Annotated in this window: 13 protein-coding genes; 6 read left to right on the top strand and 7 right to left on the bottom strand. The window is 37.6% G+C overall.

Translation table 11 applies throughout. The annotated features are described in order from the left end of the window. Positions 1-7: 7 nt before the first annotated feature. The 3 genes from BUA72_RS11185 to gyrB all read right to left on the bottom strand — a co-directional run bounded on the left by BUA72_RS11185 (position 8) and on the right by gyrB (position 4,773). Positions 8-2,062, bottom strand: a complete 2,055-nt coding sequence (locus BUA72_RS11185) for a DUF3857 domain-containing protein (RefSeq protein ID WP_083544186.1) — start codon at positions 2,060-2,062, stop codon at positions 8-10. A gap of 266 nt (positions 2,063-2,328) precedes the next feature. Further along, complete coding sequence (locus BUA72_RS11180) at positions 2,329-2,754, bottom strand: DUF5684 domain-containing protein (protein WP_047448305.1); 426 nt, start codon at positions 2,752-2,754, stop codon at positions 2,329-2,331. Positions 2,755-2,838: 84 nt separating this feature from the next. After that, entirely contained in the window at positions 2,839-4,773 is a 1,935-nt protein-coding gene (gene gyrB / locus BUA72_RS11175; protein WP_047448308.1) for a DNA topoisomerase (ATP-hydrolyzing) subunit B, read from the bottom strand. A 435-nt stretch (positions 4,774-5,208) separates the two neighbouring features. On the opposite strand from gyrB, the gene BUA72_RS11170 reads away from it, so the two are divergent. Both BUA72_RS11170 and BUA72_RS11165 read left to right on the top strand, forming a co-directional pair. Then, a complete protein-coding gene (locus BUA72_RS11170; protein WP_047449077.1) occupies positions 5,209-6,552 on the top strand; it encodes a cytochrome ubiquinol oxidase subunit I in 1,344 nt (447 codons plus the stop codon). Next, complete coding sequence (locus tag BUA72_RS11165; protein WP_072922971.1) at positions 6,549-7,553, top strand: cytochrome d ubiquinol oxidase subunit II; 1,005 nt, start codon at positions 6,549-6,551, stop codon at positions 7,551-7,553. Before BUA72_RS11170 ends, BUA72_RS11165 begins: the two co-directional genes overlap by 4 nt. Before the next feature lie 72 nt (positions 7,554-7,625). Here BUA72_RS11165 and lysS read toward each other — a convergent pair whose 3' ends face one another. The 4 genes from lysS to BUA72_RS11145 all read right to left on the bottom strand — a co-directional run bounded on the left by lysS (position 7,626) and on the right by BUA72_RS11145 (position 11,305). Beyond that, positions 7,626-9,320, bottom strand: coding sequence for a lysine--tRNA ligase (gene lysS / locus BUA72_RS11160; RefSeq protein ID WP_072922970.1), 1,695 nt, complete (start codon positions 9,318-9,320; stop codon positions 7,626-7,628). Positions 9,321-9,774: 454 nt separating this feature from the next. Next, complete coding sequence (rlmF, locus tag BUA72_RS11155; protein ID WP_072922969.1) at positions 9,775-10,701, bottom strand: 23S rRNA (adenine(1618)-N(6))-methyltransferase RlmF; 927 nt, start codon at positions 10,699-10,701, stop codon at positions 9,775-9,777. Positions 10,702-10,703: 2 nt separating this feature from the next. Beyond that, entirely contained in the window at positions 10,704-11,081 is a 378-nt protein-coding gene (locus tag BUA72_RS11150) for a c-type cytochrome (protein WP_072922968.1), read from the bottom strand. After that, on the bottom strand, positions 11,081-11,305 hold the full coding sequence (locus BUA72_RS11145; RefSeq protein WP_072922967.1) for a hypothetical protein: 225 nt from the start codon (positions 11,303-11,305) through the stop codon (positions 11,081-11,083). Before BUA72_RS11145 ends, BUA72_RS11150 begins: the two co-directional genes overlap by 1 nt. A 139-nt stretch (positions 11,306-11,444) precedes the next feature. On the opposite strand from BUA72_RS11145, the gene BUA72_RS11140 reads away from it, so the two are divergent. The 4 genes from BUA72_RS11140 to BUA72_RS11125 all read left to right on the top strand — a co-directional run bounded on the left by BUA72_RS11140 (position 11,445) and on the right by BUA72_RS11125 (position 14,944). Next, the gene (locus BUA72_RS11140) at positions 11,445-12,089 is read left to right on the top strand and encodes a hypothetical protein (RefSeq protein WP_072922966.1); all 645 of its coding nucleotides are present in this window, start codon (positions 11,445-11,447) and stop codon (positions 12,087-12,089) included. 251 nt (positions 12,090-12,340) lie between these two features. After that, the gene (locus BUA72_RS11135) at positions 12,341-13,765 is read left to right on the top strand and encodes an anthranilate synthase component I family protein (RefSeq protein ID WP_072922965.1); all 1,425 of its coding nucleotides are present in this window, start codon (positions 12,341-12,343) and stop codon (positions 13,763-13,765) included. A 77-nt stretch (positions 13,766-13,842) separates the two neighbouring features. Continuing rightward, a complete protein-coding gene (locus tag BUA72_RS11130) occupies positions 13,843-14,451 on the top strand; it encodes an anthranilate synthase component II (protein WP_072922964.1) in 609 nt (202 codons plus the stop codon). A gap of 1 nt (position 14,452) precedes the next feature. After that, positions 14,453-14,944: a hypothetical protein gene (locus tag BUA72_RS11125; protein WP_072922963.1), complete on the top strand. Its 492-nt coding sequence runs from the start codon at positions 14,453-14,455 to the stop codon at positions 14,942-14,944. The last annotated feature ends 34 nt before the right edge of the window (positions 14,945-14,978 follow it).

Here is a 14,978-nt window from a genome sequence, read left to right as displayed (position 1 = left end):
TATATCATTATTTTTTAACCAAACTAATCACCTGGTTTTCAGCATCCGACATTACTTTCCAGACTTGTTTAAAGAAAGCATAATATTCTTTCGGGTAGTTCTGGCTGGCAATATTTATTTTAGATGTAATAATGAGTTTATTTCCCGCAGTTTCTACTTTATAGAAGTACGCTATTTCTTTATCATCGGTCTGTACTTTTTTATCCTTAGGAAGGCTTGATATTTTATAATCTGCAGGTATTTCCAGCTCTATTCTTTTCTCTTTTTCAAAAGCAGACAGAAAATCGATCTGATATTTTCTTTCATCAGTTTGATTAAATGTATCATTTCCGGCACTAAGAAACATAACCGGATTAATAAGAATTTTACTTCCAATCACATCCATTAGATTATTCCCGGAAAACTTCATTTGAGTTTCAAAATCACCATCCGAATTTAGTTTGGACTCTACATCTTTAACATCTGCGCCGTATTTTAATTTAAAAGATTCGTTATACTTATCTTTATTGCTATCAAATTCATCATATGTTTCAATAGCAAACATCCCGTTATCTTTCTGTATAAATGTCCCTTTAACCTGGGAATTTTCTACATCTATGGCTGCTTTAATTACCTGCTCTTTTTTACTGACATTCGTATTGGAAAACGACAGATCAGTTCCTTTATCTTTTTCTATCAGGATTCCGAAATCATTCCAGTCTCTTTCCGGAAGAAGATCTGCTTTGGAAGCAAAAGATGTGGCATCATAAAAATGGATCTGATCATTAATTTTAACCGAAGCCAGCACAAAGTTTAAGTCACCAAAGCCAGGAGAAATAATATTAAGTATTCCATTATCTGCTGTAGAAATAAGCAGTGGATTGGCTTCAATTCCGGCATTTCTTAGAAGCATCACCAATAACAGATTAATATCTGCACTGTTTCCTGATTTTGTCTTCAACAGTTTACCAAGATTCTGACTGGCCATAATATTATCATTTCTGTTCCATTTGTAATTCTCCTTAACAAAGTTGAAAATTTTATTAGCCCTTTCGAGCGGGTCAATGTGAGTTTTAATATTTTCAGGTAATATTTCCTTTACATTACTTTTCAAATAACCACCAAAATCATCAGAATGATGCAAAAGATCTGCTATCCTGTTCCAGCTTTTTGAGAAAGTATATCTGTATTTTTCTGTCGTATAGCCTTTAACCTCCGGTTTTATTTTCCCTCTGTTTCTATCAGAATCTTTCACAAACCTTTCTCTTTGTGTAGGTTTTGTATTTTCATAACCAAATCTGAATATGTCATAGGTCGTACCAAGACGAGCTTCAGAGCTTGTATATTGATGATCTGGCTTTATTAAAGTCCCTGTAGCACTAAAAGTATAATCCAGATTCTCATGAGGATACTCCAGATTATATTCCTGATACACGACAGGAATATTATACTCCAGAAAATAATTAATGTTGAATATATTTGATGAGGAGATTTTATATCTGTATTCTATCACAGCACCATCTGACACATTGGGAATAGCCAGTTTGAAAAATCTTAATCCTTTTGTGAAATTTTCTTTGAGTTGTTCTTTTTTATCAATTGATATTCTTTCTACTTTATTATTGACAAGATTATACACCTTCACTTCATATTTATCCAGCACGGTACCGGACTGAATAGGAATTTCTATATTCAGCCATTCTTCAGCATTTTTCTTGTCGTATATTTTTATTTTAGAATAATATTCTCTTTCTACAAGGAAATTAGGCCCAATGGTATTGGTTGCAATATTATAACGTACACTGTTGTAAAGAATTTCTGCGGGTGCATTCTTATCGATCAGTGAATTTGTTTTTTTTAGATCAGCTTCATCAAAAGCAGGATGAACCATAAATTTATGCTGTGTAAAAAATAGATTAAAAGCAAGACAGCATATCGCTGTATTAAGTTTGCTACTGATTCTCATATAATTAATTCTTTCAGTTATTGAGAAAAATGTCAATTTTCCAGAACTGGAAGACACTGTTTTAGCAGCATTTAGTGAGGCTTCAGATAGAGCTCCGAGAATTAAATTTTTCATCATGGTTATTAAAATCGGGCAAAAATAATAAAATCTTAATAAATGTTAATTTTTTATTTTCAATATAAATAATGATACCACAGAAAAGTATACACTTATAAAACCTATTTATATTATGATTTAAATAATTTATGTCTATAAATAAGGATTTTTTACAATTTTTCAACACAAATATTCCAAAAGAGAATAATTTGTTAAATTTTAAAATTCTGCTACAAGGCATAAAAAAAGACTCCATTTCTGAAGTCTTTTATCTATTTTTTTATTAATTACTGATCATTTGGAATTCTGTTGCTGTCGTACTTATCACTGCTGAAAGCAAGAACCGGCACAAAAATAAACCCAAAGAAGAAAAGAAGAATGGTATACACCGGAGTTTCTTTTCCAAAGGCTTTTGCCAATCTGTCATTCACCACCCATGAAGCAAATAAGTTCACGAAAGGAATCAGGAACAGGATGAACCACCAAATCGGTTTCTTAACAATATCAAGCAGTACGATGATATTATAGATAGGAACAAAAGCCGCCCATGCATCTTCTCTGCCTGCTTTCTGAAATATTTTATACATACAGTATCCATAAAATAAATAGATCAGCAATCCGAAGATCATAGAGCCCATTCCCAGTCCTGCAGCAGCTGCACCAGACATTGCATCAGCCCCATCATAAGGGTCTGTTTGTAAAAGAGTTAACATATTATTATTTTTTATTGGTTTTCACCAAATATAAAAAAAGCTTCTAATAAATAGAAGCTTTTCTTAATATATTTTTAATAACAATTATGCGTCAATCTTCGCATATTTTGCATTTTTCTCGATAAATTCTCTTCTTGGCGGTACCTCATCTCCCATTAACATTGAGAAAATACTATCCGCTTCCACTGCATTATCAATCGTTACCTGCTTTAAAATTCTGTGTTCAGGGTTCAGGGTTGTTTCCCAAAGCTGCTCAGGATTCATTTCCCCAAGACCTTTATAACGCTGAACTTCTACACCTTTTCCGTCCGGAGCCATTTCCAAAGTAAATTCTTCACGCTCTTTCTCGTTGTAAGCATATATCTTTTTGTTTCCTTTCTTTAATAAATATAAAGGTGGCTGAGCAATATAGATATATCCGTTTTCGATAAGTTCCTTCATAAATCTGAAGAAGAATGTAAGAATAAGGGTAGAGATGTGAGATCCGTCAATATCGGCATCGGTCATGATCACTACTTTATGGTATCTCAGTTTAGCCATATTCAGGGCTTTGCTGTCTTCTTCCGTACCTACAGAAACGCCAAGAGCGGTATAGATATTTTTAATTTCCTCGTTGTCATATACTTTGTGAAGCATTGATTTTTCAACGTTCAGAATCTTACCTCTTAATGGTAAAATAGCCTGGAAATGTCTGTCTCTACCTTGCTTAGCAGTTCCACCTGCGGAATCTCCCTCTACTAAGAATAGTTCAGATTCTGCCGGATCTTTAGATGAACAGTCAGATAATTTCCCTGGAAGTCCTGAACCACCCATTGGAGATTTTCTCTGAACCATCTCACGGGCTTTCTTCGCTGCCTGTCTTGCTTTTGCGGCTAAAACTACCTTTTGTACGATAATTTTCGCCTCATTTGGGTTCTCTTCAAGGAAGTTGGTCAGCATTTCCCCTACAATTTTATCTACAGCTCCTGAAACTTCGGAGTTTCCTAGTTTCGTTTTGGTCTGTCCTTCAAACTGAGGTTCCATTACTTTTACAGAAATCACAGCCGTCAATCCTTCACGGAAGTCATCTCCGGTAATTTCTACTTTTTCTTTCTGAGGAATACCCAAATCATCAGCATATTTCTTCAGTGTTCTTGTCAGAGCACGTCTGAAACCTGCAAGGTGAGTTCCCCCTTCATGGGTATTGATATTGTTTACGTAAGAGTGAAGATTCTCGCTGAATGACGTGTTATAACGCATCGCCACTTCCACTGGAATATCATCTCTTTCTGCTTCCATGAAGATCACATTCTCCATGATAGATTCTCTGTTTCCGTCGATATATTCTACAAACTCTTTCAGACCACCTTCAGAATGAAAAATTTCTGTAGGGAATGATCCGTCTTCATTAGGAATTCTCTCGTCGATAAGCGTTATCGTAATTCCTTTGTTAAGGAAAGCAAGTTCACGCAATCTTGTAGCAAGAGTATCATAGTTGTAAACCGTTTCCTGAAAGATGGTAGCATCCGGCTGGAAGAAAACTTCTGTTCCTCTTTCAGCGGTAGTCCCTATTTCAGCAACATCTGCAAGGGCTTTTCCCTCTGAATATTTTTGTTGATATAATTTACCGTTAAGACTTACTGTAGCCACCAATAAAGTAGAAAGTGCATTCACACAAGATACCCCTACTCCGTGAAGACCTCCGGATACTTTATAGGAATCTTTATCAAATTTTCCACCCGCTCCGATTTTAGTCATGACAACCTCTAGAGCAGATTTTTGTTCTTTTTCGTGAAAATCTACAGGAATCCCTCTACCGTTATCTTTTACAGAGATACTCTCCCCTTGGTGGATGGTTACCAAAATGGTATCGCAATACCCTGCCAAAGCCTCGTCAATAGAGTTATCTACTACTTCATAAACCAAATGATGAAGACCTCTTACTCCTACATCTCCAATGTACATTGATGGTCTTAGTCGAACGTGTTCCATACCCTCTAAGGCCTGGATACTGCTAGCTGTATATTGTTTTTGACTCATATAAAATTAATAAATTTTGCCTAATGCAAAGACCTACAAATATCGTGATTTTTTTCGACTTATGAAAGTTAAAATATGTCAAAAAAGAGGAGAGTTTTTATGATAAATGAGGAATCTGTTTCCCTAAAAACCTGAGCTCGGGATAAGATATTTTCGTTTTTAATAAGTTCAGGAAGCATGAGGCTGGAAGAGGGAAGTTATTCAGACCAAAGAATGACTACTGTTTAAAGCAATTCCATCAAATTTTAAAGTCCCCGTTAAAAATGAATGCACCATAAAATCTTTCTTCTGCCAGCTCTTCCTCTTAATTTTACCACTCCAAAATCAGGTTAAAAAAGTTTAAAGTTATTACCTATTTCCCAAATAGCATCTGTATAAAATCATATTATACATCCGTATTTTATGCTTAAATTTATTTACTCAAAAGTTGATTATATGGATGATTTTATTGCAGCCCGCGCGCAGATGGCTCTCTCGCTGGGCTTTCATATCATTTTCGCCTGTGTGGGAATGGTGATGCCCTTTCTGATGGCCTTCGCTCACTGGAAATACCTTAAGACCAATAATGAAGTATATAAAGGCCTTACAAAAGCCTGGAGCAAGGGAGTTGCGATTCTGTTTGCTACCGGAGCCGTTTCAGGAACCATGCTTTCGTTTGAACTTGGACTTCTGTGGCCGGGATTTATGAAACACGCCGGACCCATCTTTGGAATGCCGTTTTCTCTTGAGGGAACCGCATTTTTTATTGAAGCCATTGCCATCGGGTTCTTTTTATATGGCTGGGAAAAATTCAATAAATGGTTCCATTGGTTCTGTGGATTTCTGGTAGGTCTTAGCGGACTGGCTTCCGGTATTCTTGTGGTTGCCGCTAATGCATGGATGAATTCACCGACAGGTTTCGATTATATCAACGGACAGTATTTAAATATAGATCCTATCAAAGCGATGTTTAATGATGCCTGGTTTCCTCAGGCTCTTCATATGACCGTGGCTGCGTTCTGTGCGACAGGATTTGCCGTTGCAGGGGTTCACGCCTTTTTAATTATGAAGAAAAAAAATGTGGAATTTCATACCAAAGCATTCAGGATTGCAGCCGGATTTGCTTTAATCGGAGCATTTGGAGCCCCTCTAAGTGGTGACGTAGCCGCTAAATCTGTTGCGGAAAGACAACCTATAAAACTGGCAGCGATGGAAGCTCACTTTGAAACTGAAAAAGGAGCCCCGTTCATTATCGGCGGAATTCCTGATCAGGAGAAAGGTGAAGTAAAATATGCCATTAAAATTCCAAAAGTATTAAGCTTTTTGGTAAGCAACGATTTCAATCATGAAGTGAAAGGATTAAATGATTTCCCAAGAGACGAGTGGCCTCCGGTAGCTGTTGTCCATTATGCGTTTCAAATTATGATCTTCTTCGGAGTGGTGATGATCATTATCGGAAGTATTTATCTGTATGCTTTCTTCTTTAAAAAGGAGTGGCTGACTAAAAACTGGCTTTTAAAAACATTCCTGTTCGCGACTCCTTTCGGATATATAGCTTTGGAAGCAGGATGGACAGTGACCGAAGTAGGAAGACAGCCGTGGATCATCTACGGAATTATGAAAACGGTAGATGCAGTGACTCCAATGCCGGGAATACAGTATTCTTTTTACTTCTTTACCGCTATTTTCGTATCATTATCCCTGATCATCATCTTCCTTTTAAAAAGACAGATCCAGATGGTACCTAAACTTTACGACCCTACAGACGCTCAGTTTAACGATAAAAACAAAAAATCATGATCTACGTAGTAATAGGATTTCTATGGCTTTCTATCTGCCTGTATATCATTTTGGGCGGTGCTGATTTCGGAGCCGGAATTGTAGAGCTTTTCACCCATAAAAAAGCCCGTCACAAAACCCAGGAGATTATGTACGAATCCATAGCCCCGGTGTGGGAGGCCAATCATATGTGGCTGATCATTGCGATTGTAATTCTTTTCGTAGGATTTCCTGAGATTTACACTACGATGTCCACCTATCTTCATATCCCTTTGGTTCTGATGCTTTTAGGTATTATTGCAAGGGGAACTGCTTTTACCTTCAGACATTATGATGCGGTGAAAGACAATATGCAGGTTTTATATACGCAGGTTTTCTATTATGCAAGTCTGCTGACACCATTTTTCTTAGGACTGATCGCTGCTGCAACGGTTTCACACTCAATCAATCCTGACGCAGTTGGATTTTTAGACTTATATATATTCAGCTGGCTGAACTGGTTCGGTGTTTCCGTAGGTCTTTTTACAGTGGCACTTTGTGCTTATCTGGCTTCTATCTTTTCATTAAGGGAAACCCGTGACAAAATGGATCTTACCCTGATGATCAAAAAATCCAGACAGACGATGGTTTTTGTCGTGGTTACGGGGATGCTGGTATTTTTAACCGCTTCCATTTCTGATATCCCTCTTGTGATGTGGGTGTTTTCAAAACCATTGGGTATCATGGCGATTTCCTTTGCTACTGTCGCTTTAGGACTGATCCTTCGAGCCCTTCATAAGCGAAAACTGCTTCCTGTAAGGGCTTTAGCTGGTTTTCAGATGGTGATGATCCTGATTGCAGCTACCTATCAGCACAATCCCGATATCATTCTGCTTGGAAACGGACAGCATCTTTCGTTACTGGAACACATGGCTCCACCAAAAACCATTAATGCTTTGGGTTGGGCACTGATGCTCGGTTCTTTGTTTATCCTTCCGTTTTTGTTTTATCTGATGGCTTCATTCAGTAAGCAGAGAAAGTAAGATCCGGCTAAAGAAATAAAAAAACCGGCACAGAGTGATTCTGTGCCGGTTTTTATTTATTTTAAAGTAAGCTTAAGCGAGTTTCATCAAAAGAACCTCATCAATCTTCTCTACTTTCACCAAATTATTCTTCGTCAAAGTTTTAGATGCTTTGTCCCATTTTTTACCGGAAAGCTGACTTTGTTGTTTCACATCATTTAAAGCAAGCTGTTCTCCTGATTTCAAAATTTCCAGAATTACCTTTTCATCTTCACCGAGTTCAATCTGAGGAACCGTTTTTTCCGGTCTCATCTGAGGGAAGAATAATACTTCCTGGATAGATGCATTGTTTGTAAGGAACATAATCAGTCTGTCCATCCCAATTCCCAATCCGGAAGTTGGAGGCATACCATATTCCAATGCTCTTAAGAAATCCTGGTCGATGAACATCGCTTCATCATCTCCTCTTTCTGATAAGGCCATTTGAGATTCGAAACGTTCTCTCTGGTCAATCGGGTCATTCAGCTCGGAATAAGCATTAGCGATTTCTTTTCCGCAAACCATTAGTTCAAAACGCTCAGTCAAGCCTTCTTTACTTCTGTGTTTCTTCGTCAATGGAGACATTTCAATCGGATAGTCTGTGATGAATGTCGGCTGAATGAAGTTTCCTTCGCACTTTTCACCGAAGATCTCATCAATTAATTTTCCTTTCCCCATCGTTTCATTGACGTCAATTCCGATAGATTTAGCAAAATCAAACAGTTCCTGCTCGGTTTTCCCTGTGATATCGAAACCTGTATATTTTTGGATCGCTTCTGTCATAGAAACCCTTGGATAAGGCGCTTTCCAGTTGATCGTATGTTCTCCGAAAGTAGATTCCGCACTTCCGTTTACCTGATTGGCACAGAATTCCAACAGTTTTTCTGTGAAATCCATCATCCAGTTGTAGTCTTTATACGCTACATAGATCTCCATCGCTGTAAATTCAGGATTGTGTGTTCTGTCCATTCCTTCATTTCTGAAGTTTTTAGAGAACTCATAAACCCCGTCAAAACCACCAACGATCAGTCTTTTCAGATATAATTCGTTCGCGATTCTTAAATATAATGGAATATCTAAAGCATTGTGATGCGTGATAAACGGTTTTGCCGCTGCTCCTCCGGGAATCGACTGCAGAATTGGTGTTTCCACCTCAAAATATCCGGCATCGTTGAAGAAAGTTCTCATCGCATTGAACATTTTTGTTCTTTTTACGAAGATTTCTTTCACCTGCGGATTAACCGTTAAATCTACATAACGCTGTCTGTATCTCAGTTCAGGATCTGTAAATCCGTCGTGTACTACTCCATTTTCGTCAGTTTTAGCCTGAGGAAGCGGACGTAAAGCTTTAGTAAGAAGCGTAAAGTTCTTTACTAAAATCGTCATTTCCCCTACCTGAGTCGTGAATAAAGTTCCTTCGATACCGATAATATCTCCGATATCCAAAAGGTGCTTGTACACTTCATTGTACAGCTCTTTATCATCACCCGGGCAGATCTCGTCTCTGTTGAAATACACCTGAATCTTACCCTTAGAGTCCTGCAATTCAGCAAAAGAAGCCTTTCCCTGAATTCTGCGAGACATCAATCTACCAGCGATCTTCACCTGTTTATTCTCAGAAAAATCCTGTTTTATAGATTCTGTAGTATCTGTAATCGTATACTCCTCCGCAGGGAACGCATTTATTCCCATTTCAGTAAGCTTGTTCAGCTTTTCTCTTCTAATGATTTCTTGTTCTGATAATTGCATTTCTTATTTTTCTAAAAGCGTACAAATTTAGGCATTTTTAGTGATTTGTCAATGATGATTTTTTTAATTGTGAATGGGCAATGGTGAATTTGCTTCGCAGTGAATTCTTTGAAGATGATTATCATTAGGAATAGCAGTTAAATGTGAATGGTCAATAGTCAATATGCTTCGCAGTGAATTTATTGATGGAGGTTATCATTGAAGATTAACGGTTTAAATGTGAATGGTCAATTATGAATGTACTTCGTAGTGAATTAATTAGAGGATAGTGTGAATAGTTTAAACCAACGCCATCAATTTTGAATGGGCTCGCAGGAAATTTCTTTGAACAAATTTATTATTGACAATTGACTAGCGAAGCAAAATTCACTATTGACATTATCTCCGGCCATTAAAACTATTCACCCAAATTAACATTCACCATTGACTTGCGAAGCAAAATTGACAATTCACGTTAAAGCCAATCTTTCTTCTCTTTCCGGGGAATAAAAGTCCACGCCAGCATTCTGCTCACTTTCTGTCCCTGAGCCATATCGATGGTTTTGACATCTACTGCTTTGACTTTCTTTAAAAGAGAATTCAGCTTAGGAAGATTATCCTTTTTAGAAACCAAACACGTAAACCAGAGAACCTGTGAGGAATACTGAACACTTTCCTCGATCATTTTTGAAATAAAAGCGATCTCACCACCCTCACACCACAATTCCGACTGCTGTCCGCCAAAATTAAGTAAAGTCTTTTTAGCCTCTGATTTATTGACATTTTTTGTTTTTCTAAGATTTCCTTTCATGGCAGATTCTTCAGAATCATGAAAAGGAGGATTGCACATAGAAAATGTAAAACGGTCGCCGGCCCCGATGATATTTTTGAAGATATGATGGGAATCGGGCTGCTGTTTTAATTGGATAGCAGGTGATAAATCCGGATTGTGATCTAAAATTTGCTGAGCATTTTCTAACGAATCTTTATTGATCTCTGTTCCAAGCATTTTCCACCCGTAAGATCGGTGGGCTAGCAAGGGATAAACAAGATTCGCTCCAGTTCCAATATCTAAACCTGATACAGAAGTCCCCGTCGGGATTTCAGTTTGCAGCTCGGCTAAAAGATCTGCTATATAATGGATGTAATCGGCACGTCCGGGAATAGGAGGACATAGATTAGCCTCAGGAATATCCCAGTTTTTAATGTTGTAAAAATGTAAAAGTAATGCCTGATTAAGCAGTTTCACCGCTTTGGGAAGACTGAAGTTAATGGTCTTCGTTTGGTAAGCATTAACAAAAACATAGTGCTTCAGTTCTGGCACACAAGAAATAAGCTGATCAAAATCATAGGGATTGCGATGCAGATTTCTTGTGTGCAGACTGGATTTTTCAGTAGTCATATTTATTTTTTCTGACTCAAAATATATTCTACCATTTTTTTAGCATCTTCTTTAGATACCTGTGGATGAGGAGCCATCGGAACGCCTCCCCAAACTCCGCTTCCGCCTTCTATAATTTTCGAGGCCAGCATTTCAATATCTTTATCAGAATATTTTCCTGCGATCTCTTTGTAAGAAGGTCCTATCATTCTCTCATTCACGGCATGGCATCCTGAGCAGTCTAATGTTTCGATGATCTGATCACCTGAAAGATTAGCCGCTTTTACCGGCTCTGAAACAGCGGATGTCTCAGAGGGTACACCTTGTGCCTCCGTATTTTCTTTTTTAGAACAGGATAGGATCAAAAATCCCATAGCTCCTGCCAAAAGGAGTTTTTTCATTATTTTTTTGCTGCAGTAGAATCTGTTTTAGCTGCTTCAGGAGTAGCTGGTGCTGGGGTTGCAGCTGCAGCTGGAGCCGCTTTCTTAGCTGTAGAGTCTACTACTGTCGTAGTTTCAGGCTCTTCAAGCATCGTGTTGCTGTCCTGTAATGTATGGTCTGGTTTCTTAGAACAGTTTACCACTAATAAACTTCCGATAAATGCAATTGCTAATACTTTTCTCATTATTTTTTCTATAAAATTTAGACAAAAATATAAAAAATAAGCGTTTAAACTCATGACAAATGTTCGCGTTACCAATATTTCTCCGGAAATTTAATGTTTAGATAATGATTATTTGTACCGATAGTTTTAAATTTAAGCTATGATTTTCATCTCCAAAATTCTGTTTTTCACCAGTCATCATGGTTTTTATACTGTGATTATTCTGCTGGCATTCTTTAGTCTGCTTTCTTTTGTGACCAAAAAAGCATGGTTTCTTGCTCCTATTATTCCTTTAGCAATATTGAATGGTGTTGCCGGACAGTATCTTAATGCCTGGTTTTTAAATAAATACGGTATTGAAAGTACGGCGATCATCACTTCCGATGTAGAGACCAATTCCACGCTGAATGACATGTATATTCATGATTACGAAGCGATTGTTAAAAAACAGGACGGAAAATTTACTTCAACATTCTTTTCGACGACCAGTGCGACCGTCTACCCTATTGAAAATGCCATCAGAATTCCTGCGATGGGCCAATATTTCCCGGTAAAATATATTCCGGGGTACGAGAAAAACATCGTGATTCTTTATAATCAGTCTGAGGAAGGAAGCAATAGGCTGAAGTATGAAAAAATGGCTCCGATAGAATCGGCTAAGATCAAATATGAGGCGGACAAAACAAATAAAGAATTCATAGAAGAATATATTGCCGCACTGGAAGATTATCTAAAAAGCTATGATAGTGAAGAATGCAAAGCAAAAATCGAGGAATTAAAAACAGAGTTGAAGCAGCTTAAATAAAGGATTTCTCTTTTAAGTTTTTTAATTTTCGGACTTTTTCTTGTTTTTGTATAAAAAAAATTTCTACATTTGTCACATGATTAACATGAGCAACAATATTTGGTGGTGGCTTTCAAACTCTTCGTCGGGTCTGGAGGTATTGTCATGTTGCTAGTGGTTTAGCAGAATAATTAAAATACACAATATATAGGCTTTGACGGATTCCGTTAAAGCCTTTTTTATTTCACTCAAAACAAAAAAATACACGTCAGATGACCACTCAAAAAATTAAAATAAAAACCGATTCCAAAAAAACACTGGGAGATCTTTATACTCCCATGAATATCTATCTTCAGATCAGAGACCGGTTCAGGGATACGATTCTTTTGGAAAGTTCAGACTCAAAGAATATTGACAATAACTTTTCCTTTATTGCTGTGAATGCTGTGGCAGGAATTGAAGTTAAAAACCTGACTGAATTTGAAATCAAGCTTCCGGGTTCAGATCCTGTAAAACAGTTGATTGGGGATAAAAACCTTACTGATATCTTTGATGAATTTCAAAGTACTTTCGAGTGTGAAACTACACATGATCCAATCGAACAGACGGCTCAGAGTCTTTTTGGCTATACCAGTTTTGAAGCGGTACAGTTCTTTGAGGATATTCATCTGAAGCCACAGAGTCCGGAAGTTGAAATCCCGATTCTACGTTACAGACTCTATCAATATGTCATTGCGATCAATCATTACAATGATGAAATGCATATCATTGAAAATCAGATTCCGGGTTTGAAATCTGAACTTTATCTGCTTGAAAATCTGATCCGTAACCAAAATACTCCGGTCTACCCTTTCGAAAAAGTAGAAAACGAAACGTCTAACCTTACCGATGAAGAATATATCGAATTGGTAAAAACAGCTCAAAAACACTGCATGAGAGGGGATGTTTTCCAATTGGTGTTAAGCAGAAGATTTGAACAGAAATTCAAGGGGGACGAATTCAATGTATACCGTGCGCTTAGAAATATCAATCCGTCACCGTATCTTTTCTTTTTTGATTACGGAAATTATAAATTATTCGGATCAAGTCCTGAAAGTCAATTAATTATAAAAGATAATAAGGCTATCATCCACCCTATTGCAGGGACTTTTAAAAGAACAGGGCATCTGGAAACAGATCTTCAGTCTATTGAAGCTTTGAAAAACGATCCAAAGGAAAATGCAGAACATACTATGCTGGTAGACCTTGCCAGAAACGATCTTGGAAAACTGGGCAAAAACGTAACCGTTACCAAACTTAAGGAGATCCAGCTTTTCTCCCATGTCATTCATATGGTAAGTGAAGTGACCGCTGATCTTCCGGAAAATATCAATCCGCTTGACATGGTTTCCGCTACCTTTCCACAGGGAACTCTAAGCGGCGCCCCAAAACATAAAGCCCTTCAGCTCATCGATCAGTACGAAAAAGACTCCCGAGGTTATTACGGAGGATGCATCGGAATGATTGGATTAAACGGAACCTGCAACCAGGCGATTATGATCCGTACTTTTTTAAGCAGAAACAATACCCTTTATTATCAGGCCGGAGCCGGACTGGTCGCAAAATCAGTCCCTGAAAATGAATTGCAGGAAGTGAACAATAAATTAAATGCACTGAAAAAAGCGGTAGACAAAGCCGGTAAAATAGTGATGAGTTAAAAGTGATGAGTTATAAATTAACAATAACAGACAACTAGCAACTAGCAAAACTCCCCAACCCATTAAAAAAACAAAAAATGAGCAACAATATAAACCAACCGGAAACTCCTACTCAACTTAAAGTTCTGGTTTTTGATAACTATGATAGTTTTACGTACAACCTTGTGCAGATCATTGAACGAATTCTGGATCAGAAAGTAGATGTTGTAAGAAACGATCAGATTACTTTGGAAGAGATCGGAAAATATGATAAAATTATTCTTTCTCCAGGCCCTGGAATACCCGAGGAAGCCGGAATATTACTCGATTTGATCAGACAATATGCTTCTACTAAAAGTATCCTGGGTGTATGTCTGGGACAACAGGCTATCGCAGAAGCTTTTGGAGGAAGTCTGATCAATCTTTCAGAAATTTTTCATGGGGTAGCAACCTCTGCTGAGCTGGTGAAAGAAAATACCAAAATTTTCAGAAATCTGACTTCAGGAATGGAAGTAGGAAGATACCACAGTTGGGCAGTCAATCCGGAAGGTTTCCCGGAAGATCTTGAAATCACCGCTGTAGATAAGGACGGAATGATCATGGCTCTGCAGCATAAAACTTACGATGTACATGGCGTGCAGTTCCATCCGGAGAGCATTTTAACTCCGGATGGAGAAGTGATTATCCGAAATTTTTTACTGAACTGAGATGACTAAGGAAGAGTTTGAACAGTTTCTCACCAAAAAAGAAACATATGCTCAAAACAGCAAAACCCAAAGTTCTGATGAAGAAGTTCTACAGATCTATGCTTACATTTTGGAGCATGAGAACTGGGACAGTGATTGGTGGAGTGAATGCCATGGTACTGATCATGTCATAAGGCTCATTCAAAGTTCCAGTGAGCATATTCTTGAAAAAATAAAAGAAGATGTTCGCAATTGGAGTGGTTTTCAAATCGAATTATTTGCCCAGTCTTTAATTTCAAGTTCAGAACTTGATTATAATGTAAATGAAAGGATTACGCTGTATTTAGAATTATTTGATTTCCCAAAATATGATTGTGATCTCTATATAATCTTTGATCAGTTACACATTAATTTAAATCTTGCAGACGAAGAAGTTTTAGAAAGACTTGCAGAGAAACTTAATTTCAGTTCAACTGAAGCCTTAATGCAATTTGCTTACCCCGTAGAATTATGAAACCAACAGAAAACGATTACGTAACAACCATAAA

Source organism: Chryseobacterium sp. OV279 (assembly GCF_900128945.1).
GTDB lineage: Bacteria > Bacteroidota > Bacteroidia > Flavobacteriales > Weeksellaceae > Chryseobacterium.
This window is presented reverse-complemented; position numbering and strand designations above follow the sequence as displayed.